General features: G+C 61.7%; 24 protein-coding genes. 13 read left to right on the forward strand and 11 right to left on the reverse strand.

Features of this window, described 5'->3' with window-relative positions; translation table 11 throughout:
- Positions 1-116: 116 nt before the first annotated feature.
- Positions 117-638 carry a MarR family winged helix-turn-helix transcriptional regulator gene (locus M1L53_RS19270; protein ID WP_007731333.1) on the reverse strand — a complete coding sequence of 174 codons (522 nt, stop codon included), beginning with the start codon at positions 636-638 and terminating at the stop codon, positions 117-119.
- 94 nt (positions 639-732) lie between these two features.
- On the opposite strand from M1L53_RS19270, the gene M1L53_RS19275 reads away from it, so the two are divergent.
- The gene (locus M1L53_RS19275) at positions 733-1701 is read left to right on the forward strand and encodes an NAD(P)/FAD-dependent oxidoreductase (protein WP_054187738.1); all 969 of its coding nucleotides are present in this window, start codon (positions 733-735) and stop codon (positions 1699-1701) included.
- Here the strand turns inward: M1L53_RS19275 and M1L53_RS19280 are convergent.
- Together M1L53_RS19280 and M1L53_RS19285 are read right to left on the reverse strand one after the other, a co-directional pair.
- Positions 1659-2579, reverse strand: a complete 921-nt coding sequence (locus tag M1L53_RS19280; RefSeq protein WP_050656413.1) for a TIGR01777 family oxidoreductase — start codon at positions 2577-2579, stop codon at positions 1659-1661. The two genes, M1L53_RS19275 and M1L53_RS19280, sit on opposite strands and share 43 nt — an antisense overlap.
- The gene (locus tag M1L53_RS19285) at positions 2576-3253 is read right to left on the reverse strand and encodes a TetR/AcrR family transcriptional regulator (protein WP_054187743.1); all 678 of its coding nucleotides are present in this window, start codon (positions 3251-3253) and stop codon (positions 2576-2578) included. Before M1L53_RS19285 ends, M1L53_RS19280 begins: the two co-directional genes overlap by 4 nt.
- Positions 3254-3398: 145 nt before the next feature.
- Here M1L53_RS19285 and M1L53_RS19290 point away from each other — a divergent pair, with 145 nt between their 5' ends.
- Positions 3399-3803, forward strand: coding sequence for an EVE domain-containing protein (locus tag M1L53_RS19290; protein ID WP_261949255.1), 405 nt, complete (start codon positions 3399-3401; stop codon positions 3801-3803).
- A gap of 12 nt (positions 3804-3815) precedes the next feature.
- Positions 3816-4262, forward strand: a complete 447-nt coding sequence (locus M1L53_RS19295; protein WP_083471190.1) for a MarR family winged helix-turn-helix transcriptional regulator — start codon at positions 3816-3818, stop codon at positions 4260-4262.
- Between the two features lie 6 nt (positions 4263-4268).
- Here the strand turns inward: M1L53_RS19295 and M1L53_RS19300 are convergent, their stop codons facing one another.
- The gene (locus M1L53_RS19300; RefSeq protein ID WP_054187737.1) at positions 4269-4922 is read right to left on the reverse strand and encodes a TetR/AcrR family transcriptional regulator; all 654 of its coding nucleotides are present in this window, start codon (positions 4920-4922) and stop codon (positions 4269-4271) included.
- Positions 4923-5015: 93 nt separating this feature from the next.
- Here M1L53_RS19300 and M1L53_RS19305 point away from each other — a divergent pair, with 93 nt between their 5' ends.
- From M1L53_RS19305 to M1L53_RS19345, 9 genes are all read left to right on the forward strand, one after another.
- Entirely contained in the window at positions 5016-5477 is a 462-nt protein-coding gene (locus tag M1L53_RS19305) for a MaoC family dehydratase (RefSeq protein WP_042453553.1), read from the forward strand.
- Positions 5478-5505: 28 nt separating this feature from the next.
- Positions 5506-6678, forward strand: a complete 1173-nt coding sequence (locus M1L53_RS19310; RefSeq protein ID WP_054187736.1) for an acyl-CoA dehydrogenase family protein — start codon at positions 5506-5508, stop codon at positions 6676-6678.
- A gap of 9 nt (positions 6679-6687) precedes the next feature.
- Positions 6688-7827 (forward strand): acyl-CoA dehydrogenase family protein, encoded by a 1140-nt coding sequence (locus M1L53_RS19315; protein WP_007731347.1) that lies wholly within the window; start codon positions 6688-6690, stop codon positions 7825-7827.
- A 130-nt stretch (positions 7828-7957) separates the two neighbouring features.
- The gene (htpG, locus tag M1L53_RS19320; protein ID WP_054187735.1) at positions 7958-9886 is read left to right on the forward strand and encodes a molecular chaperone HtpG; all 1929 of its coding nucleotides are present in this window, start codon (positions 7958-7960) and stop codon (positions 9884-9886) included.
- A 153-nt stretch (positions 9887-10039) separates the two neighbouring features.
- Positions 10040-10579: a DinB family protein gene (locus tag M1L53_RS19325; RefSeq protein WP_030535159.1), complete on the forward strand. Its 540-nt coding sequence runs from the start codon at positions 10040-10042 to the stop codon at positions 10577-10579.
- Positions 10580-10671: 92 nt separating this feature from the next.
- The gene (locus M1L53_RS19330) at positions 10672-12252 is read left to right on the forward strand and encodes an FAD-binding oxidoreductase (RefSeq protein WP_042452763.1); all 1581 of its coding nucleotides are present in this window, start codon (positions 10672-10674) and stop codon (positions 12250-12252) included.
- Positions 12249-13166: a diacylglycerol kinase gene (locus tag M1L53_RS19335; RefSeq protein ID WP_003940547.1), complete on the forward strand. Its 918-nt coding sequence runs from the start codon at positions 12249-12251 to the stop codon at positions 13164-13166. The genes M1L53_RS19330 and M1L53_RS19335 overlap by 4 nt, the downstream gene beginning before the upstream one ends.
- 46 nt (positions 13167-13212) lie before the next feature.
- Positions 13213-14040 (forward strand): potassium channel family protein, encoded by an 828-nt coding sequence (locus M1L53_RS19340; protein WP_054187734.1) that lies wholly within the window; start codon positions 13213-13215, stop codon positions 14038-14040.
- Positions 14041-14087: 47 nt separating this feature from the next.
- On the forward strand, positions 14088-14774 hold the full coding sequence (locus M1L53_RS19345) for a TetR/AcrR family transcriptional regulator (protein WP_042452761.1): 687 nt from the start codon (positions 14088-14090) through the stop codon (positions 14772-14774).
- Between the two features lie 6 nt (positions 14775-14780).
- Here the strand turns inward: M1L53_RS19345 and M1L53_RS19350 are convergent, their stop codons facing one another.
- The gene (locus M1L53_RS19350) at positions 14781-15965 is read right to left on the reverse strand and encodes a metallophosphoesterase (RefSeq protein ID WP_030535164.1); all 1185 of its coding nucleotides are present in this window, start codon (positions 15963-15965) and stop codon (positions 14781-14783) included.
- A gap of 123 nt (positions 15966-16088) precedes the next feature.
- On the opposite strand from M1L53_RS19350, the gene M1L53_RS19355 reads away from it, so the two are divergent.
- Positions 16089-16718 carry a GyrI-like domain-containing protein gene (locus M1L53_RS19355; RefSeq protein WP_007731353.1) on the forward strand — a complete coding sequence of 210 codons (630 nt, stop codon included), beginning with the start codon at positions 16089-16091 and terminating at the stop codon, positions 16716-16718.
- 3 nt (positions 16719-16721) lie between these two features.
- Here M1L53_RS19355 and M1L53_RS19360 read toward each other — a convergent pair whose 3' ends face one another.
- From M1L53_RS19360 to M1L53_RS19385, 6 genes are all read right to left on the reverse strand, one after another.
- Positions 16722-17114, reverse strand: a complete 393-nt coding sequence (locus M1L53_RS19360; protein WP_003940158.1) for an RNA-binding S4 domain-containing protein — start codon at positions 17112-17114, stop codon at positions 16722-16724.
- A 24-nt stretch (positions 17115-17138) separates the two neighbouring features.
- Complete coding sequence (locus M1L53_RS19365) at positions 17139-18032, reverse strand: oxygenase MpaB family protein (RefSeq protein ID WP_042925012.1); 894 nt, start codon at positions 18030-18032, stop codon at positions 17139-17141.
- Between the two features lie 164 nt (positions 18033-18196).
- A complete protein-coding gene (locus tag M1L53_RS19370; protein WP_020909078.1) occupies positions 18197-19045 on the reverse strand; it encodes a 3-hydroxybutyryl-CoA dehydrogenase in 849 nt (282 codons plus the stop codon).
- Positions 19046-19132: 87 nt separating this feature from the next.
- Positions 19133-20290: an acyl-CoA dehydrogenase gene (locus tag M1L53_RS19375; protein ID WP_003939784.1), complete on the reverse strand. Its 1158-nt coding sequence runs from the start codon at positions 20288-20290 to the stop codon at positions 19133-19135.
- Between the two features lie 159 nt (positions 20291-20449).
- Positions 20450-21142 carry a TetR family transcriptional regulator gene (locus tag M1L53_RS19380; RefSeq protein WP_030535165.1) on the reverse strand — a complete coding sequence of 231 codons (693 nt, stop codon included), beginning with the start codon at positions 21140-21142 and terminating at the stop codon, positions 20450-20452.
- A gap of 28 nt (positions 21143-21170) precedes the next feature.
- Positions 21171-22775: an acyl--CoA ligase family protein gene (locus M1L53_RS19385; RefSeq protein WP_054187733.1), complete on the reverse strand. Its 1605-nt coding sequence runs from the start codon at positions 22773-22775 to the stop codon at positions 21171-21173.
- Positions 22776-22809 lie beyond the last annotated feature (34 nt).

Raw genomic sequence — 22809 nt, forward strand, 5'->3', positions numbered from 1 at the left:
CGCAGCGTCATCTGACCGAGGGCGGCGACGCTTCCCAGGAAGCCAGCTCACTCATCGCACGCCCCGCCGTCGATATCTAGTGCGCCGACGTCAGTTCGATACAGGAATTGGGCGACTCAGGTACGCGAACGGGCATCGCTCATCCGATCGAGCCCACTTTCCATGGATACTGCCAGTCGCTCGAGTGCGGCAAGGACCTTCCCCCGGTCCCGGCCGAGTTGGGTGAACAATTCACCGTGAGCGGCGAGTTCGCGAGGAAAGACGTCGTCGACGACAGCGTTTCCCTGGACCGTCATCGTGATCAGTGCAGATCGCCTGTCTTCGGGATTGCTTGTGCGGGAGACGAGTCCTCGCTTCTCGAGTCGCGCGAGTGCCTTGCTGACCCCGGCCCGAGACATACCGAGGCGTTCGGCGAGACGAATCGCGGTGACCGGTTCCTCGGCGTATCGCAGTGGCACAAGCAGTTCCACTTCCGACACGGTGAGATCCGCGGTTTGGTATACCGGTTCGACTGCTAGTTCGAGAAGCGCCGTAATCCGTTTGAGTTGCGCGACTACTTCCATGGGCGAGGTGTCGAGGTCGGGATTGTTTTCGGCCCAGAGGTTGCAGGTACGGGAGCGGAGTGTTGGTTCGTTCACGATTCCTCAACTTTGTTAACCGGTAAACAAATTTGCTAGATTGCCAGAATAGCCCACCGTCTCGGGTGGGACGATCTGCGGACTGGGGGAGCACATGAGGTTCGACGTGGTGATTGTCGGTGGCGGTGCGGCGGGGTTGAGTGCCGCGCTTGTTCTGGCTCGGGCTCGGCGGCGAGTGATGATCGTCGATGCAGGTAACCCGCGCAATGGTGTCTCCGAGCACCTGCACGGGTACCTGACGCGGGATGGTGAGAGTCCTACGCAATTACTTGCGGCCGGCCGCAAGGAGGTTCTCGAGTACGGCAGCGAAATGACGACTGGCACCGCAATCCGAATCGAGCGCACGGACGACGGTGGGTTTCTTGTGCAAACCGACGCGACTGCGTCGCTGGAGGCACGGACTGTTCTGGTTGCTACTGGGTTACGTGACGAGCTGCCGAACATCGCTGGGCTGCAGGATCGCTGGGGCGTCGACGTTCTGCATTGTCCCTACTGTCACGGGTACGAGGTTCGAGATTCCCCGATCGGTGTGCTCGGTGGTGGCAATAGGCCGTTCACCATTCATCAGGCGTCGTTGCTGCGTCAATGGTCGGAGGATGTCGTCTTCTTTCCCAACCGTATCGAGCTGACGGGAGCCGAACGGGAGCGGCTGATTGCCAGGGGGATTCGCATTGTCGAAGGCGATGTGGCTGGCGTGTCGGTTGGCGATGGTCGATTGGACGGCGTCGAACTGGCCTCCGGTCAGGTAATTCCGCGAAGCGTAGTGTTTGTCGGCCCACGGTTTGTTCCGCGAGGCGATCTGTTGACTGACCTGGGGTGTGAAGCCGACGAAAATGGTTGGGTGGTAACTGATCCTGCAGGCAGCACAAGTGTGCCTGGAGCCTGGGCCGCGGGGAATGTGTCGGATTCTCCGGCGCAGTTGATCACCGCCGCCGCTGCCGGATCAAAGGCTGCGATTGCACTGAATCACTATCTGCTCGAGCAGGATATCGTGCGAGCGGTTGCGATCGCAGCCGAACTTCAGCCGAGTGAAACCGGAAGCAACCCTCGCGGGGTCTCTTGAGCGATCTGGTTCAGCGCAGACTCCAACGTCGGAAATTGATACTGGAAGCCGCTGTCCGCGAGCACCCCTGGTGAAACCCAGCGACTCTTCGTTACCAGTTCAGCCTCGGTGCGGATGATTCGTGCGCCGAACTCGAGCATCCAGCCCGGCGTCGGAAACCCATATTGTCGGCCAAGTTTCGCTCGTACCATCCGCATCATGTCGGTGTTGGTTACCGGATACGGGGATGCGATATTGACCGGGCCTGAGATCTCCGGATTCTCGTAGACGTGGATGATCGCGCGAATGACGTCGGCGATGTGAATCCAGCTGAACATCTGTCGGCCGTCGCCCATTCGTCCGCCGAAGCCCATTCGGGCGAGGTTGACGAACGGATTGATCGCCCCACCGCCGGCTCCGAGGACGATCGACATCCGAAGTGCCACTTTGCGAACAGGCGTTGGGGCTGAGAACAATTCGTGTTCCCACGCTCGCGCGACCGCTACGGAGAATCCCTTTCCCAGCTCTCCGTTCTTCTCGTCCATCGGTCGATCTCGTGCGTCTCGGTAGATCGTGCCGGTACTGGCATTCGCCCAGAGTGAGGGTGGCTGCGGCGTGCGGGTCAGCGCACGACCCAACAGTGCAGTCGTTTCCACTCGGGAGGAGAAGATGTCGTCGGCATTGCGCTTGTTGTAGCGGCAGCTCACGGAGCGGCCGGCGAGGTTGACGAGCAGATCCGTGCCGCTGAGTACATCGGCGACGCCGTGCTCGTCGGACCACGTGGCATCGCTCGTTCCTCCCCGGCCGATCGTCCGAACGTCGACCCCGTTGGATTCGAGCGTTCGAAGAAGGTGTTGGCCTACGTAACCCGACGCACCACAGACAACAACGGTCTTCATGGTTTTGTGTTCCCCTCTGCAGAAGCGACTTTTGTCATCAGGGCGGCGACATCGCCGACCAGACCTCGTGCCACTGGCAGCCGGGCGAGGGTGAGCGCTTTCGCGATGATCGGTACCAGGCCGTCGACGAGGGATCGGGTACGAGTTTGCCCCGGAGACGCGTCGGTGACCCAGTGCAGCGTCACGCCCAGATAGCTGAGCCACAAGAGTGTTGGGAGCTGGGTCTCCAATGACGACGGCGTCTTCTGCTTCGACGCCGCCAGTGCTTCGCGCATCAATTCGACGGCCATCGATCTCGCATCGGTCGACTCGGCCGAGAACGGGCTGGACTGTGATGTGGTGGGCAGGGCAACGTGCAGAAACGTGCTGCCGAAGCCGTGATAGGGCCCCATGACATCGAGTCCGGTGTGCAGAACAATCGTGAGATTTTCTGTCAGTGACCCACCTTCGCGAAGGAGTGGAAGCGCCCGCGCGCGGTGATCGCGTTGGATGACGAGATACAGCTCGTGAACCAGTTCGTCCTTACTGGCGAAGTAGTAGTAGGCGTTCCCGAGCGAGACCTCTGCCTCATTTGCGATCTTGCGCATGGTCGTCGCTGCGAAGCCTTCGTCGCGGAAGAGCCGCAATGCTGTTTCCACCAGCTTTTCCCTGGTCTCGATCCCGCGACTACCCATCGACACTCCTTCTTTGAACATGTTCAAGTGCAGCGTACGCCCTGGAGTTGAACACGTTCAAGAGTGGATCTGTTGCGTGAAAGATAATAAGCGCGCATACTAAATGCATGAATGAATGTGCTTTCGGTTCGCCAGGGGGCCGGCGATGAATGCCTGGTTAGGGGTTGTCTCTGCCGAACATGTGCGTCGCGCAGTGGATCTCGGTATCGCACAGATCGGGCACGGAAAGAGAGCTGGTTTGGTACGGATGAAAGCAGGTGACGTGCTGGTCTATTATTCGCCGGTCGAGTCCATGGGCGACCGAGATCCGTTGCGCGAGTTCACAGCTCTCGGTGTGATCGAAGAGGGTGAGATCTGGCAGGCGGACGAGGGGTGTTTCAAGCCGTTTCGGCGGCGAGTTCGGTACGAACAGTTCAACCCCGTTCCTCTCGACGCAGTCCGGAGTCGATTGGCGCTGACCTCGGCACCGAATTGGGGGTATCAACTCCGGCGTGGCTTGATTCCGTTGGATGACAACGACGTCGTGGTTCTGCGTTCGACGACGAGCTGACACACTGGCGCTGTGGCGAAGAAACTGGAAACCGACTTCGAGGACGCGGACGAGAGTCCCGGTCTGATGTTGTGGCGTGTCACCAATGCTTGGCAAGCCTCGATTCGCGCGGCGCTGCGACCTTTCGACCTGACCCACGTGCAGTTCGTTCTGCTCGCCGCACTGACCTGGCTGGATGCAGAGACGCCGATAACTCAACGCGGTCTTGCCGAGTACGCGCGCACCGACGCGATGATGACGTCACAGGTGATTCGGACCCTCGAATCCAAGGGGTTTGTCGAACGACGTCCACATCCGACCGATGCTCGTGCTCGCTCGCTTGCCGTCACGCCGGTGGGTGCGGCCTTGGCCGGCAGGGTGAACCGCGCGGTGGAATCTTCGGACCGGGAATTCTTCGCCGCTCTGGGGGATCGTCAGGCGGCCTTCGTCGCGATGCTCGGCACGCTTGATCGACGGTAACAACCCTCAGTTTCGAGGAGGTTGCTCTGTAGTTCTCTGCAGCAGTGCGTATTTGGCTTCCAGCCCGTCCAGCAGGGATTCCAGCGCGAGTTCGAAACTGGCACCATCGATTTCCGTAGCACGCTCGCGCAACAGATGTGCTCGCGTGAGGTGCGGGTAACGCTCGGCGTAGATCGCCGGATCGTCCACGAATCCGCCGGAGAACGTCGCTGTCGCAGCGCCCATGACCACGTACTTGACGGAAGCGCCGATCAGCGTTGCCGTGCGCTGCGGCCATCCGGCGCGCACCAGTCCGCCGTGGATGGCGTTGGCGCGGTCAAGGGCGATGGGCCTGACGCTCGGACCGTAGGCCAAGTAGGGAACGATATTGGGATGCTTGCCCAGGGCAGCGTGGTAGGACCGCGCCCACGTGCGAAGCGCACCGCGCCAATCGTCAGAGTCGAAGCCGCTCACGTCGACGGACTCCATGATGACGTTCGCGACGTCGTCGAGTAGCTCGTCCTTGTTGGCGTAATGGCTGTACAGCGATGGTGCTTGCACGCCGAGAACGGTGGCGAGTTTGCGCATCGAGAAGTCGGTCAAACCGTGCTCGTCGACCAATTTCAGGGCGGTGTCCCTGATGATCGGCTTGCTCAGTAGTGGAATCCGCGGTCGCGCCATCGCACACCCTTTCGTGTGAAAGTACTGGACAACCTTACACTGTGAGTTTATTATCCAATTAACCTAACAGTGTTCGGGAACGTGGAGGATCAGATGACACGGGTGTTCGAGAACAAGTCCGATCTCCTGGGGGCGGTCGGTGAAACGCTGGGCTCGAGCGAGTGGGTCGAGGTCACCCGCGAGATGGTCCATCAATTTGCCGACGCGACCGGTGACCATCAGTGGATTCATGTCGACGACGAAAGAGCCAGGCGCGAATCACCTTTCGGTGGACCAATTGCGCACGGGTATCTGACGCTCTCACTCCTGCCGCTTCTGTCGAAGTCCGTGTATCGCATCGACGGCGCGAAAATGGTCATCAACTACGGGTCCGACAAGGTTCGATTCCCGAGTCCGGTGCCAGTCGGGGCCAAGGTTCGAAATACCGCAGTGCTCTCCGCAATCGAAGAATTGCCGAACGGTTCACTACAGAGTCAGATCACCAACACCGTCGAGATCGAAGGCGTGGGCAAACCTGCCGTCGTTGCGCAGACCGTCGCGCGAATCTTGTTCTGAAATCCTGCAAGAAGAAAGCAGACTCCACATGAATCTCGAACTGACCACTGAGGAAGTTGCGTTCCGCGAGGAGATGCGAAAGTTCTTCACCACCGAATTCTCGCCCGAACTTCGTGCGCGTGCAGCGGGATTCGGAAAGCTGACGCGTGAAGACATCGTTGCGGGCCAGCAGATTCTGAACGCACACGGACTGGCGGTTCCGCACTGGCCGATCGAATGGGGTGGCAAGGACTGGACTCCGGTACAGCGCCACATCTATTCCGAGGAAATGCAGTTGGCGTCGGTACCCAACCCGTTGCCGTTCAACGTGAGCATGGTTGGGCCCGTCATCGCGGCCTTCGGCTCGCAGGAGCAGAAGGAGCAGTTTCTCCCGGCGACGGCTAACGCCGATATCTGGTGGTGCCAAGGTTTTTCGGAACCCGAAGCCGGTTCGGATCTCGCTTCACTCAAGACAGCCGCTGTTCGTGACGGCGCAGACTACATCGTCAATGGTCAGAAGACGTGGACTACTCTCGCGCAGCACGCCGAGTGGATCTTCTGTCTGGTTCGTACAGATGCCAGTGCTCAGAAGCGGCAGGCCGGAATTTCGTTCTTGCTCATCGATCTGGCAACTCCCGGCATCACGGTTCGCCCCATCAAACTGATCGACGGCAGCGTCGAGGTCAACGAGGTGTTCTTCGACAACGTCCGCGTCCCTGCGGAGAATCTTGTCGGCGAAGAGAACAAAGGCTGGGACTACGCCAAGTTCCTGCTCGGCAACGAACGCACGGGCGTCACGCGGGTCGGGTTCTCCAAAACTCTTGTCGCCACGGCAAAAGAGAAGGCGCGGGAAGTTCGCGTTGGAACCGGCACCCTCCTCGATGATCCGTTGTTCGCGGCTCGGTTGGCTGAGTTGGAAAACGATTTGCTTGCGCTGGATCTGACTCAACTGCGAGTTGTGGCGAGTTCGGCAGACGGCAAGCCGAACCCGGCGTCCTCGCTGCTCAAGCTCCGCGGCTCCGAATTGCAGCAGGCAGCAACGGAATTGCTGATGGATGTTGCGGGTCCGGACTCGTTGCCGGTGAATACGGTCGAGATCGACTCGCCGGAGTGGGCGCAGCAAGCGGCGCCGCGCTACCTGAACTACCGGAAGGTTTCCATCTACAGCGGATCAAGTGAGGTGCAGCGCTCCATCATTGCCTCCTCGATTCTCGGATTGTGAGCATCTGACATGAATTTCGAACTCGACGACGAGCAGACGATGCTTCGCGACACGACGCGTGAATTGCTCAACCGCAGCTACGACGCGGAGAAGCGCAACGCCACCTCGGCTACTGACGAGGGATGGAATGCCGCGGTGTGGAAGCAGTTCGCGGAGCTCGGGCTGCTCGGCCTGCCGTTCGCGGAGGCTGACGGCGGAATGGGCGCTGGACCGGTCGAGACCATGGTCGTGATGACCGAACTGGGCCGTGCGCTTGCACCCGAGCCGTACTTGGGTGGTGTTCTGATCCCCGGCGGTTTGATCGCGGCTGTCGGTTCGGCAGATCAGCGGGCGCGGCTCCTGCCGGCGCTCAGCGACGGGACCACTCTGTCGGCCTTCGCGCATACGGAACCCGGCACGCGCTGGCCGGTCGCCACCGTCACGACCACGGCGTCGCAGTCGGGATCGGGATCGGGGTGGACTATCACCGGCGTCAAGAACCCGGTCCTGCAGGGCGACAGCGCGCACGTCGTGATCGTCAGCGCCGCACTTCCAGACGGGGGCACCGGGCTCTTTCTGGTAGATGCGGAAAGCGCGGGTGTCTCATGGAGCAAATACGCAACTCACGACGGCCGTCGCGGTGCGCAGTTCACGTTCACCGATGCCGCGGCCGAACAGCTTGGTGAGGGCGGCGATGTCACGGAGGCGATCGTCGAAGCAGAGGTTCGGGCGCAGGCAGCTCTGTGCGCCGAGGCGATCGGGATCATGACCGAAGCTCTGCGACTGACGACGGAATACCTGAAGCAGCGCAAGCAGTTCGGTGTTCCGCTCGCGAAGTTCCAGACGCTGACTCATCGTGCGGCCGACATGTACGTGGCGCTCGAACTGGCGAGCAGCATGAGTCTGTACGCCACCATGGCCATCGCCGACGGAGTGATCGATCCGACCATCGCGTCGCGAGCGAAGCTGTCTGTCGGTCGCGCCGCGCATCAGATCGGTCAGGAAGCAATTCAGATGCACGGTGGTATCGGTATGACAGCCGAGTATCCGGTCGGGCACTACGTCTCGCGGCTGGTGGCCATCGAACACACTTTGGGCGCATCTGACGATCACCTCAGGGTGCTGGCCGCCGGCGTCTCGAACTATTCGATGGTGAACGTCACCGAGTAGATCGGTGGTGAAGATAACGGGAGGTCACGCGCAGGTCGCGTGGCCTCCCTTGTCTGTGCGGGGGCCGACCCGCGGTATTCGCGGTCAAGTAAAATTCCTGTGATCAGTCCGAGAAGAGAAAGGGATCGAAGTGACCGCGCATACCGAGCAGCTCGAGTTCCAAGCAGAAACACGTCAGCTGCTGGATCTGATGGTTCATTCAATCTATACGAACAAGGACAGCTTCCTTCGTGAGTTGATCTCCAACGCTTCGGACGCGCTGGACAAGCTCCGCCTCGAGTCTTACCAGGACAAAGACCTCAACGTCGACGTCTCCGATCTGCATATCGAGATCGACATCGACAAGGCAGCACGCACCCTGACCATCCGCGACAACGGCATCGGCATGTCGCGTGACGAGGTCGTCGACCTGATCGGCACGCTCGCCAAGTCCGGCACCGCCGAGGTCCGTCGTAAGCTCAAGGAAGCCAAGGATGCAGCGGCATCCGAAGAACTGATCGGTCAGTTCGGCATCGGCTTCTACTCCACGTTCATGGTCGCGGACAAGGTCACGCTGCTGACCCGCCGCGCCGGTGAAGATCACGCGACGCGCTGGGAATCGACCGGCGAAGGCACGTACACGCTCGAGCATGTGAACGAGGCACCGCAGGGTAGCTCCGTGACCCTGCACCTGATGCCCGAGGATTCCGAGAACGGCCTGCACGACTACACGTCGGAATGGAAGATCAAGGAACTGGTCAAGAAGTACTCCGACTTCATCGCGTGGCCCATCCGCATGGATGTCGCTCGTACGTCGACGCCGGCCGAGGGCGAGGAGCCCGAGGTCACCATCGAGACCGAGACGATCAACTCGATGAAGGCGCTGTGGACTCGCTCCAAGGACGAGGTGTCCGAGGAGGAGTACAAGGAGTTCTACAAGCACGTCAGCCACGCCTGGGACGAGCCTCTCGAGGTCATCCCGATGAAGGCCGAAGGTACTTTCGAATACCAAGCGCTGCTGTTCATTCCGTCGACGGCACCGTTCGATCTGTTCATGCGTGAGCGCAAGGCCGGCATCCACCTCTACGTCAAGCGCGTCTTCATCATGGACGACTGCGAAGAGTTGGTGCCCGATTACCTGCGCTTCGTCAAGGGCGTGGTCGACGCACAAGACCTCTCGCTCAACGTCTCTCGTGAAATTCTGCAGCAGGACCGGCAGATCGCTGCCATCCGTCGTCGTCTGACCAAGAAGGTCCTCTCGACCATCAAGGACATGAAGGCGAACGAGCCCGAGAAGTACTCGACCTTCTGGACCGAGTTCGGACGCGCGCTCAAGGAAGGCCTGATGGCCGATGCCGACAACCGCAAGACGCTGCTCGACATCTCGTCCTTCGCCTCGACCAACAGCGAAGAGGGCGTGACCACTCTCGCCGAGTACGTGGAGCGTATGAAGGACGGTCAGGAACAGATCTACTTCATGACCGGCGAATCTCGTCACCTCATCGAAAGCTCCCCGCACATGGAGGCTTTCAAGGCCAAGGGCCTCGAGGTTCTCGTACTCACCGACCCCGTGGACGAGATGTGGGTCGACGCAGTCTCGGACTTCGACGGCAAGACCTTCCAGTCGATCGCCAAGGGCGAGGTCGACTTGGACACCGAGGACGAGAAGAAGGCGGCCGAAGCCGAGCGCGAAGAGAAGGAAAAGGAATTCGGCGCGCTGCTGACGTGGCTGACCGAAACCCTGTCCGACGACATCAAGGAAACGCGTCTCTCGACGCGCCTGACCACGTCGGCTGCCTGCATCGTCGGCGACGCGTTCAGCATGTCTCCGACGCTCGAGAAGATGTACAAGGCTTCGGGTCAGCCTGTTCCACACAGCAAGCGCATTCTCGAGCTCAACCCGGAGCATCCGCTTGTCTCGGGTCTGCGGGAGGCGCAGGCCGCCAATGACAATGCAGAGAACCTGACGGAGACGGCTCAGTTGCTCTACGGCATGGCGTTGCTTGCCGAGGGCGGTGAACTGAGCGATCCGGCGCACTTCACGCGCCTGCTGGCCGATCGTTTGGCTCGCACAGTCTGATCTCGTCTAGCTCGCTCGAACTCCCGGCACTCACCTTCATCGGTGGGTGCCGGGAGTTTTTTCTTGATCGTTTTCTAATGAGGACCGTTTCTGTCCGCAATAACTTCTAACGTAGTTCGCACAGGGCACGAACCCACGAGCGAAGGAAACATCATGAACGCACCGATCACCACCGTCACCGGCGAGCGCGCGGATCTCCTCCAGAGCCTGCGTCGGCATCGTGAATTCCTTCTCTTCACCGTCAAGGACCTCACCGACGAGCAGGCCGCTTCGAGGCCGACCGTGAGTGAACTGTGCCTCGGCGGATTGATCAAGCATGTGGGTCAGGCGGAAAAGGGATGGGTCGACTTCATTCTGGAAGGGCCGGCCGGACTTGGTGGGGACTTCGACCCGACCCAGTGGTCGGAAGAGATGCAACAGGAACGAGCGAACGAATTCGCCATGGTCGAGGGTGAAACCTTGGCAGGCATCGTTTCCGAGTACGAGGGGATCGCGGCCAGGACCGACGAGTTGGTGGCCTCGCTGGACAGCCTCGACATCTCGCATCCACTGCCGTCGGCGCCGTGGTTCGAAGCGGGAGCTCGCTGGTCAGCGCGGCGCGCATTGCTGCACATCATCGCCGAGACGGCCCAGCATGCGGGCCACGCGGACATGCTTCGCGAAGCCATCGACGGTTCCAAGACGATGGGTTGATGGATGGATTGATCCACCGGGATGTTTACACATCACACAAATATGTAACACTAGTGTCTATGAGCACCGAAAAGTCTGCCTTGCAACCGCCGATGCAGTGGGACGCCTGGGGCGATCCGGCCAAGAAGCGTGAACTGTCGGACGCAGTCACATCATTGTTGACCGGATTTCTCGGTGTCTCCGCACCGACTCGATCGCGTCTCGCCATCGAAGACGTCCAGGTGGCTCCGTCCGCTATGGCCCAGTCGCATGTCGAAGCGCTGTCCGGGCTGGTCGGGGCCGAGTACGTCAGTACCAAGGATTCCGATCGAATCCTTCGGGCCGGTGGCAAGAGCACCCCGGATCTGCTTCGCCGTCGTAGCGTCGAGCCGCAGGACGCACCGGACGCAGTCGTCACTCCAGGGACAGACGCAGAGGTCGAGCAGGTTCTCCGATACTGCTCTGCCAACCGGATCGCAGTGGTCCCATTCGGCGGCGGCACCAGCGTCGTCGGCGGGCTCGATCCCATTCGTGACGGGTTCGACGCAGTTCTATCTCTCGATCTGCGCAGGTTCGATCAGCTCGTCGGGTTGGACGAGGAATCGGGCATTGCGACGTTCGGCGGCGGAACTACCGGCCCACGGGCCGAGGAGCTTCTGCGTGAGCACGGTTTCTCGGTCGGGCACTTCCCGCAGAGCTTCCTGTTCGCCACTCTGGGCGGGTTTGCCGCCACCCGGTCTTCGGGGCAGGCGTCGGCTGGATACGGGCGCTTCGAGGACATGGTTCAGGGCCTCACCGTTGTCACCCCGAGTGGAGTGATCGAGACCGGGCGTGCGCCGGCATCCGCTGCAGGCCCCGATCTGGGTGAGCTTTTTGTCGGCTCCGAGGGCACCTTCGGCGTCATCACGCACGTGCGTGTGCGGGTTCACCGTCTGCCCGAGACCACCGTGCGCGAAGGGTGGAGCTTCCCCGACTTCGCCACCGGCGCAGCTGCATTGCGTGAGCTTGTCCAGGAAGGATCGGCTCCGACCGTGCTGCGGTTGTCCGACGAGGCCGAGAGTGGCGTGAATTTGGCGACCACCGACAAGATCGGCGAGAACGCCTTCACCGGTGGTTGCCTCGGCATCACTACCTACGAGGGCACCGCTTCGCACACCGCTGAACGGATGGCGGAGGCCCGAGCAATTCTCACCGCTCACGGCGGCACATCGCTCGGCGAGGAGCCCGGAAACAGCTGGGAACACGGGCGATTCGATGCACCGTATCTGCGTGACGCTCTCCTCGATGTCGGTGCGCTGTGTGAAACCCTCGAGACGGCAACCACCTGGGGTAACCTCGCGAACCTGCGCTCCTCGGTCACCGAGGCGCTGACCAAGGCTCTCGTCGAGCAGGGGACTCAGCCGCTCGTGATGTGCCACATTTCGCACACCTACAAGACCGGTGCTTCGCTGTACTTCACCGTGGTCAGCGCGCAGACCGAGGATCCGATCGCTCAGTGGCACAAGGCGAAAACTGCCGCTGGCGATGCGATCATCGCCGCCGGTGGCACGATCACCCATCACCACGCTGTCGGCGCCGATCACCGCCCATGGATGAAGGACGAGATCGGTGAACTGGGCGCGAACATCCTTCGCGCAGTGAAGAATGCAGTGGACCCTGCCGGCATCCTCAATCCTGGAAAGCTGATTCCGTGACCGAAACCCGCAGTCAGATCGAGAAGGTTACCGTCCTGATCAATCCGATGGCGGGACATGGTCACGCGCCTGCGGCAGGACGCAAAGGTGTTGCGCGACTGCGCGCTCGGGGAGTTGCCGTCACCGAGATCATCGGAACCGACGCCGACGACGCCAAGAAATTGGCCCGTCGTGCGATCGAGGAGGGTACCGACGCGCTGGTGGTGGTCGGCGGTGACGGTGCCATCAGCATCGGATTGCAGGCTGCCGCGTTGACCGATACTCCTATCGGGCTCATCCCGGCGGGCACCGGTAACGATCACGCCCGTGAGTTCGGCATTCCCACAGGCGATCCCGAGGCAGCCGCCGATGTGATCGCCGACGGCGTCGTGCAGCAGTCCGACCTGGCGAAGATCACGCTGGCCGACGGTTCCGTCGTCTGGTCGGGAACGATCATCGCGAGCGGATTCGATTCGCTGGTCAGTGAACGGGCCAATCGGATGTCGTGGCCCAAGGGACCGATGCGCTACAACTTGGCGATGCTCGCCGAGTTGGCGAAGATGAAGCCGCTGCCGTACCGGATCGAACTCGACGACGAGGTCATCACGGTGGACGCGACGCTCGTGGCTGTCGGCAACGGCCGCTCGTACGGTGGCGGCATGCTCATCACTCCGGGCGCGTCGAAGTCTGATGGGTTGCTGGATCTGACCGTCGTCGGGCACGGTTCGAGGTTGCGTCTGGTGCGCCTGTTTCCGCGGGTGTACAAGGGAACTCACGTCTCCTTGGATGCGGTGCAGACGTATCGGTCGAAGAAGGTGCGGTTGGTCTCCGAGGGCATCATCGCCTACGCGGACGGCGATCGGGTGGGGCCGTTGCCCATCACGATCGAGGCAGTTCCCATGGCGCTCAACATCTTGACGCACACTCGGATCTGAGTCGGTTCTGCCGGGCACTAGGTAGCGGTGGTGTCAGACTTCTCGGATGAACGAATCGACGAAGTCGGCGCACCGCCGCGCTGCGTGGACGTTGGAGAAATGGCAGCTAGCCATCGACATCCCGTTGACCGCTGCGGCCTGCCTGTTCTTGGTGGCGTACGCGTACCAAGTGCTGGCGCAACCGACGGGCCTTCCACATCGTCTGACCGAATGGACGATGTGGGCTGCGTGGGTCGTTTTTGCCGTCGACTACGCAGTTCGCCTGTGGTTGGCACCTGCCCGCGGTCGCTGGTTCGTCAGGCATCTCTTGGACTTGGCGATGGTGGTGTTGCCCATGCTGCGTCCGCTGCGCCTACTTCGGTTGGTCACACTGCTTGCGATAGTTCACCGCTCGAGCGGGCAAAGCTTGCGTGGACGGGTGGTTATTTACGCCACTGGTGCCACGGCCTTGCTGATCGGTGTCGCGGCGCTGGCCATGCTCGATGCCGAGCGTCACGCGCAGGGCGCTGCCATCACGTCGTACGGAACGGCATTGTGGTGGGCGATGGAGACGGTCACGACCGTCGGTTACGGAGACATGGCGCCCGTTACCACGACCGGGCGCATGATCGCCGGAGCATTGATGATCGGCGGAATTGCGTTGCTGGGCATCGTGACTGCCACACTCGCTTCCTGGTTGGTCGAGCGCGTGGCGGAACAGGACGAGGCATCCCAGGCCGCGACGCGTAGCAAGGTGGCGGACCTGTCCGAGGAAGTCCGAGCCTTGGCCACCCGCACGCACCGAGTCGATCTCGCGTCCGTCGATACCGATTCGCTGCGTCGCGAACTGGCGTCGAGGGGAGTCGTGGCGCAGCATGCACCTTCGGACAATTGACCCGCAGTACAGCAAACAATAGAACGATGGTCTGATAATCTTGCGTGATGGTGGCGACCCATGGATTCCAGCGCGCGCGCAGGCCCGAGCAGATCGAAGCACGTCGGTGCGCGATTCTCGACGCAGCTCGCGCGATGCTCGGGTCCAAGCCAGTCGCAGACATCAGTCTGCGTGAGCTCAGTGAGAGCGTCGGCCTCGCGAAGTCGAACGTGCTTCGCTACTTCGACAGTCGCGAAGCCATCTTTCTCGAAGTGCTCGACGAGAACTGGGTTGCGTGGCTGGACGGGTTGTCCGAGTCGTTGACTCCGGCCGGTGACGAGTCACCGTTCGCCACTGAAATCCATGTGGCATCGACGGTTGCGGAATCGCTTGTCGCACAGCGTTTACTGTGTGAGTTGATGAGCGTCATGGCCGGTGTCCTCGAAAGAAACATCTCCGTCGACTTCGCCCGTGACTTCAAGAGGCGGGCGACGGTCAACTCGGGAAGGTTTGCGTCGCTGATTCATTCGCAATTGCCTCACCTCTCGGAGGGCGACGCGGCTCAATTCGCCAAGGTAACCCTGGTGATTGTTGCAGGCTTGTGGCCGACTGCCGAGCCTGCCGAATCCATGGTCGTCGTACTGAACGAGATGCAGGCGCCCCCTGCTGCCGACATGTTCGCAACCGGCCTACGTGAAGGTCTGATCAATCAGCTCGTCGGGCTGTCGGCGCGAGCGGCAACCCGAACGAGCTGAGCCCGTTCAGGCGCTGTGCAGCGTCAGGACGGTGATCTCGCTCGGTGCGAACACGCGGAATGGTGGACCCCAGAACCCGGTTCCGCGGCTTGTGTACAACTGCGTGCGGTCGCCGTGACGGGTGAGCCCGTGCACCGACGGTTGATCGAGTTTGACCAGAAGGTTGAACGGCCAGATCTGTCCGCCGTGGGTATGACCGGCGAGCTGCAGATCCACTCCCGCGGAAGCGGACTGAGTTACCTGCTTCGGTTGATGGGCGAGCATCAGGATCGGCAAATCGGGGTCGGTGCCGGCAAGGGCCATATCGAAGTTCGCGCCGTGACCGTCGAGCTTCGATCCCAGAGCGGTGGCGTCGTCGACTCCGGCGATGACCAGGTTGTCGCCGCCCTTGGTGACGACGAGGTGCCGGTTGTGCAGGGCATCCCAGCCGATCGAGGTCATGTAGTCGAGCCACTCCTGAGCCTCGTGGAAGTACTCGTGATTCCCGGTGACGTAGACACGAGCGAGTCTGGCTTCCACCGACGCGAGTGGGGTGGCTTGGCCGAGGCGCTGCTCCACTGTTCCGTCGGCAATGTCGCCGACGTGGGCCACGATGTCGGCGTCGAGTTCGTTGACTGCCGCGATCACGCGCTCGGACCACTTCTCGCGATTGATCGGGCCGAAATGGGTGTCGGTAATTGCGACTACTCGAAGCTTGTCCATTCCCGCTCCGAGGCGAGGGATGGTGACGTCGACGTGCTTGATCCGTGGCAGTCTCATGGCTTCCCGATAGCCCCAGATCAGCAGAACGGCCGAGGTGATCAGTGCCGCAACGGCGACGATTCTCGATCGAAGCGGGTCATCCACGCCGCCGACGAGCAATCCGAGCCTCAGGACTTCACCGAGCAGGGTCCACACGAACACGACCCAGATGATTCCGAGGAGGGCGTCGCCGACCAGGCGAACTGGATCGCGGTCAGTGTGTCCGTGGCTGAGCATCATGGTGGCAGGCAGGGTGATCAGGAGGGCGGCAAATAGAACGGTGCCGAAAACTGCCACCGCTGTCGGCCAGTCCGGCCGGACGAACAAGCTCCACCACGGGTACACGAACAACAGAGCCAAGATCGACGCGACAATCGCGGATATGGCAACGATCCGCAACGGTCTGCGGCGCGGAACTCGAGCGACGTCGGTCGCCTGGGGTGTAGTCACCCCGTCCAGAGTAAAGGTCCACTGGTCTATTAACAAGGGGACGGTGGTCCGCTATCGGAATGTCGGTGTTCTCGGATAGGTTTCCGAACGTTGAAACTCGGCCAGTGATCAGGTGGGTGGCGCATGGAGAAGTACGACGTCAAGAAGGCATACAAGGATCTCTATTCCCCCGGGCGCCGCGATTTTGCCCTCGTGACCGTCCCGCGCTTCGGCTACTTCGCCGTCGACGGTCACGGTGATCCCAACACTGCCACCGAGTACTCCGAGGCGCTCGAAGCGCTGTATTCGGTGTCCTACGCGACCAAATTCGCGAGCAAGAAGGAACTGGATCGCGACTTCGTCGTGGGCCCGCTGGAAGGGTTGTGGCGGGCAGATGACCCCGAGGTGTTCGTGACGCGGGACAAGTCGTCGTGGGATTGGACGATGATGATCTCGCAACCGGAGTGGATCACGGAGACGGAACTGTCTGCGTCGATTGACGCAGTCCGGGCCAAGGCAGTGCGGGCCAAGAAGGAGATTGCCGCTCTCGACAAGGTCAGGTTTCTCGAGTTGGAGGAAGGTCTGTCCGTCCAGATTCTTCACGTCGGCTCGTACGACGACGAAGCTCCCACCCTGGACCGGCTGCACAACACGTTCATCCCGTCGAACGGCCTGAGCTTCAACGGCGATCATCACGAGATCTACCTCAGCGACGCTCGCCGGACGCCGCCCGAGAAACTGAAGACGGTTCTGCGTCAGCCTGTTTCGAGGTAGTGATTACGGCTCGAGGCCGCGCAGCTTCTCGAGGTCGCGTCGCTCGCGTTTGGTCGGTCTGCCGGCGCCACGATCACGTCGCGGAATGGACGCGATCAGTTCGGGCGGTGGTGGGGGCGGCGAATTGTCCTGCAGGCAATCGGCGGCCAGCACGGCGCTGACTCGCTTCGTGATCGGCTTGACCACGACGACGATGCGCTCGATGCCGGATACACGCACCCGCACCTCGTCGCCGGCTTTCACCTGCTGAGCTGCCTTTGCCGACGTTCCGTTGACCCGAACGTGTCCCGATCGGCAGGCGGTCGCCGCCTGCGAGCGTGTCTTGAACAGCCGAACCGCCCACGTCCAGCTGTCCACACGAACACTGATCGCGTCGGAAGGGAGATGAGCTGGCACGCACTCCAGCCTACCGACGAGTGCTCACAGACCCTGCGCGCGGATGCCCGAGTAGGCGCGCGGCGCGTACCGCAGTTGTAGCGGCAGCAGATGCCAGAATCGATCTGTCAATGTCAGGAAGCGGGCGAACCAGAAGTACATTCGTTCGTCGCGCGGCGTCCATTCCCATCCGAGAGTTTCGCGCGCCTTCTCCGGCATCAGTGCCTTGCCGATCCAGTTCGCCACGGCCATCGTGGGGCGTGAGGTCAGACGCCACAGCCACGTCGGAACCTTCGGAGCCGGTGCGATGTCGTGCTCGGCGATGCGCGTCGACCATTTTGTGGTGTGGGTGTTGATCAGGTGGTTGTCGAGCATGTCTTCCCAGTACGTGCGAAAACTCGCGTAGTCGTCGAAAGCCGGTCGATCGGTGAGACCGTAACAACGCCACCAGGTTACGGCCTCACGGACAAGCTGGTCCTTCTGCTCCGGTGTGAACTTCTTGTATGCAAATCGTTCGTTGAAATCGAGTATCACCTCGAAGAACGTGACGTGAGTCCACCAGAAAGTGTCAGGAGCGAGGGCGTGGTAGCGCCCGCCGGTTTCGTCTGTTCCTTTGAGATCGGTGTGGAAGTTGCGAACGAGCGTGCCTGTGCCCTCTTCGGTCCGGTCGTACACGACCCCGTAGATGGGAGGAAGTGAGCGGAACAGGCGGTCAAGCGGATTGTCGAAGAAGTTCGAATGATCTTGCAGCGCTCCACTTACCGCGGGGTGCATGTTCTGCAGCGTGCCTGCGCGTCCGAGATACAGCAGACCGCGAACGTCGCCGAAGTGTGTCCACGTCAGGGAACCGGGGCCGATCGGATCGGCTCGTAGTTCCCGGGGCTCTGGTCGCGCCTGGGGCTTAGGTCGACGAGTATCGGTGTCCGGATCGCTGCTCATCTGGTTGACCCTCCGCCTGCGCTCATGTGACAACGGTTGTTGTCACATGATGACTTTTGCTGCGCCGCGCGAATTTGTCAATGGATTCGGCTAGATCTGCCCGAAAACAACTCCGGCCCCTCACCTGCAACAGGTGAGGGGCCGGAAGAGTGAAGCGGTCGGACTCAGGCGTATTCGTAGAAGCCGCGACCGGTCTTCTTGCCGAGGCGACCGGCGTCGACCATGCGGCGAAGCAGCGCCGGCGGAGCGTAGTGCGGTTCTGCGAATTCCGCGTACAGCGACTCCGCTGCTGCGAGAGCGATGTCGAGACCGACGGTGTCGAGCAGCGTCAGCGGGCCCATCGGGTAGCCGCAGCCGCCCTTCATGGCCTCGTCGATGTCTTCTGCTGTGGCGTAGCCGGATTCGAGCATCCGGACAGCCTGGCACAGGTACGGGATGAGCAGAGCGTTGACGATGAAGCCCGAACGGTCGCCCGCGCGAACCGTCTTCTTGCGCAAGGTGTTCTTGGCGTAGTCGGTGACGGCGAGAACGGTCTCTTCGGACGTCGTCAGGCTGACCACGATCTCCACGAGCGGCATGACCGGCACGGGGTTGAAGAAGTGAACGCCGACAACCTGGCCGGGGCGCGAGGTGGCCTTGGCGATCTTGATGACGGGGATCGACGACGTGTTGGTCGCCAGAATGCCTGCAGGCTTGACGATCTTGTCGAGCTTGCCGAAGATCTCGTACTTGAGAGCTTCGATCTCGGGAGCAGCTTCGATCACCAGATCGCGATCGGCGAACTCTTCCATGTCCAAGGTGACGCGGACGCGTGCGATCGCGGCGTCGGCGTCTTCCTGGGTGATCTTGCCCTTGGCGACGCCGCGGTTGATCGACTTGGCGATCCGTTCGCGAGCAGCGGCGGCAAATTCTTCTTTGGTTTCGAGCACCAGTACCGAGCTACCGGCTTTTGCACAAACTTCGGCAATGCCGGCACCCATGGTGCCGCCGCCGATTACGCCTACGAGTTCCACAATTCTCCTCAAAAATTAGGGGCAAGCCCCTGTGCGCCGTTCCGGTAGTCAGAACTACCAGAAAGGCGCACAGGGGCGCGAAGTGCCTTACTTCAACAGCGCACGCGACATCACGACGCGCTGAATCTGGTTGGTGCCTTCGTAGATCTGCGTGATCTTGGCGTCGCGCATCATGCGCTCGACCGGGAAGTCGGTGGTGTAGCCGGCGCCACCGAACAGCTGCACGGCGTCGGTGGTGACCTCCATGGCAACGTCCGAAGCGAAGCACTTCGCCGCAGCGGAGATGAAGCCGAGGTTCTTCTCGCCACGCTCGGCGCGTGCTGCGGAGGTGTAAACCATCAGACGTGCGGCTTCGACCTTCATCGCCATGTCCGCGAGCATGAACTGAACAGCCTGGAAGTCGCTGATGGACTTGCCGAACTGCTTGCGATCCTTGGTGTACGCCAGCGCCGCGTCGAGTGCGCCCTGGGCCAGGCCGACAGCCTGAGCACCGATGGTGGGACGCGTGTGGTCGAGGGTCTCGAGTGCCGTCTTGAAGCCGGTGCCCGGTTCGCCGATGATGCGGTCGCCGGGGATGCGGCAGTTCTCGAAGTACAGCTCAGCGGTGGGGGAGCCCTTGATGCCGAGCTTCTTTTCCTTCGGTCCGACGACAAAGCCCTCGTCGTCCTTGTGGACCATGAAAGAGGAGATGCCGTTTGCGCCCTTGTCGGGATCGGTGACAGCCATGACGGTGTACCAGGTGGACTTGCCGCCGTTGGTGATCCAGCACTTGGAGCCGTTGAGGATCCAGTCGTCGCCGTCAGCCTTTGCGCGGGTACGCATCGAAGCGGCGTCGGATCCGGCTTCACGCTCGGACAGTGCGTACGACGCCATTCCGCCGTTCACGAGGTCCGGGAGCACCTTGGACTTGAGCTCTTCGGAACCCTTGAGGATCAGGCCCATGGTGCCGAGCTTGTTCACAGCGGGGATCAGCGAGGAGGATCCACAGACGCGGGCGACTTCCTCGATGACGATGCAGGTGGCGACGGAATCGGCGCCCTGGCCGTCGTAAGCCTCGGGAACGTGGATGGCGTTGAAGCCGGACGCGTTGAGAGCGGTGAGCGCTTCCTCGGGGAAACGTGCGTTCTCGTCGACGTCCTTGGCGTACGGCGCGATTTCCTTCTCGGAGAGTCCGCGGATAGCAGCCCGCAGTTCGTCGTGCTCTTCGTTCAGTGCGAAGAGATTGAAATCCGGGTTTCCTGCCATGGGAACGCTCCTTGGTGAAGGTGGCTTGAAGGCGGTCGGTGCGGCTCCGGCGTTACCAGCGAGATTCGCGGACAGACCGGTGCCCATGACCCCAGTCAAACACGGCACTGAGTGCCAGGTCAAGGGATGGGTGTGTGAAGTTTCGGTGCACGAGCAGTGTCAGCCGAGTTGTTCGTGGATTTTTCTGCTGATCTCATCAGCGGACGTGCCCGGGGCAAAGGCTACTACCAGCACGGACTTCGATTCTGGCGTGCTGGTCTTGGACCCGGGTGCCACGCCGTACGTCCGCCGAACGTCGAGCAATGCCTGACTTAGTGCATCAGCTGTGGCGTCCTCGTCGCCTTTGATCATGCTTCGCAAGAGGTAGTTGTGGCACGCGGTGACAGCTGCGGCAAAACCGACAACCTCGAGGACAGGTTCGCGGGGCACAGCGCTGCGCAGGTAGTCGACGAAGAGGCGCTCGTAGCGGAATCCGGTGACGAGTTCGCGGTCGCGAAGAGCCGGAACATGCTGTACGACGCGGTATCGCCGCATCGACAGGTCTCGGTTCCTGCGGAAGAAATCGAACACCAGTCCCGCGGCCTCGCACACGGACGCCCAGGGGTCGGCGGAATCGGACGCGAGGAACTCTGCGACGTGTTCGAGGAGGGACTCGTGATCGGCGAAGATCACGTCTTCCTTGGAGCGGAACTGCCGGAAGAACGTCCGACGCGACACACCGGCGGCAGCGGCGATCTGCTCGACGGTGGTGGCTTCGTACCCGTTCTCCGAGAACAACCGGATCGCTTGAGACGCGACGTGTACCCGAAACTGTGCGGGGTCAGTTCCGGGTACATCGGAGCGCTCGGTCATGGATGCAAGTATCCAGGTTTCGTCGGCGTCAGTTGTCGGCGCGTAGCTGGAACTTGAGAACCTTGCCGGTGGGGGTGCGAGGAAGGTCGAGCGGGAAGACGATGTCGCGGGGAACCTTGTACCCGGCCAGCAAAGTGCGGGTGTGCTCGACGATGTCTTCGGCGGATGCCTGTAATCCCTTGCCCAGCACCACGAATGCCTTCGGGCGCTCGCCCCACTTCTCGTCCGGAACGCCGACGACTGCCACGTCGATCACCGCGGGGTGACTCATGATTGCCTGCTCGACCTCGACGGTGGAGATGTTCTCGCCGCCTGAGATGATGATGTCCTTCGCGCGGTCCTTGAGCTGGATGTATCCGTCGGGATGCATGACGCCGAGGTCGCCGGAATGGAACCAACCACCGGCAAATGCTTCGGCTGTCGCGGCCTCGTCGCGGTAGTACCCGAGCATCACGTTGTTGCCGCGGAGCACGATCTCACCCATGGTCTGGCCGTCGGCGGGGACGTCGTTCATCTCGGCATCGACAACGCGAGCATTTTCGGCCTGCACCATGCCGACTCCCTGACGCGAGAGAAGTGCGGCGCGCTCGGACTGCGGCTTGTCGTCCCAGGCTTCCTGGTATTCGCAGATCGTGTAGGGGCCGTACACCTCGGTGAGGCCGTAGACGTGAACCACGGTGACACCGATGTCTTCGAGTTTTCCGATGATCGTCGGTGACGGGGGAGCGCCGGCGGTGGTGATGCGCAAGGCGTCGACCTTGTGGGCCTGGTCTGCGTCGGCGATGGTGGAGCAGACGGTAGGAGCGCCGCACAGATGTGTCACGCCCAGATTGTCGATGGCGTCCCAGATCGCATCGGCGCGGACCGCGCGCAGGCAGATGTGTGTGCCCGCGGCCTGAGTGACGGCCCACGGCGTGCACCACCCGTTGCAGTGGAACATCGGCAGTGTCCACAGATACTTCGTCGCTCCGTCGAAGCCGTTGTGGAATGTCTCGCCGAGCGAGTTCAGGTACGCCCCGCGGTGGGAGTACATGACGCCCTTGGGTTTTCCGGTGGTACCCGAGGTGTAGTTGATGGCGATGCACTGCTGCTCGTCGTCGACGCCCCAGTGCAGTGGCTGATCGGAGAGACCTTCGCCTTCGGCAATCAGATCGGCGTACTGCCCGGTGACGATTCCGGTGGGAACGTCCGGATAGGGGACGGTGGAGTCCGGGATCTCGACGATCTCACGCAGGCTCCCCACGTTTGCCTTGGACGAGGTGACCGAACCGACGAATTCGGAGTCCACGAACAGGATCGTGGTTCCCGAGTGATCGAGAATGTATTCGAGTTCGGGACCGGCGAGGCGTGAGTTCAGGGCGATCAGGACCCCGCCGGCGAGGGGGACGGCAAAATGCGCGAACAGCATCTCGGGTACGTTCGGCGCCAGGTATGCAACGCGGTCACCGGGCTGAATGCGTTCACGCAGGACGCGGGCCAGAGCCGCGACCTCGTCACCGAACTCTCGGTACGAGTAGGTCCGGTCGCCGTGAACGACGGCGGTGCGCTCGGGGAACACCGCGGCGCTGCGCTCGAGAAAGCGCAGCGGACTGAGCGGGGTGTTGTTGGCTGCAACAGCTGTCGGGACAGACACGGTTCCTCCGAAGGCGACGTGGCACGGTTGGTGT

Origin of the sequence: Rhodococcus sp. T9N, from assembly GCF_024436645.1 — a bacterium.
Lineage (GTDB): Bacteria > Actinomycetota > Actinomycetes > Mycobacteriales > Mycobacteriaceae > Rhodococcus_F > Rhodococcus_F qingshengii.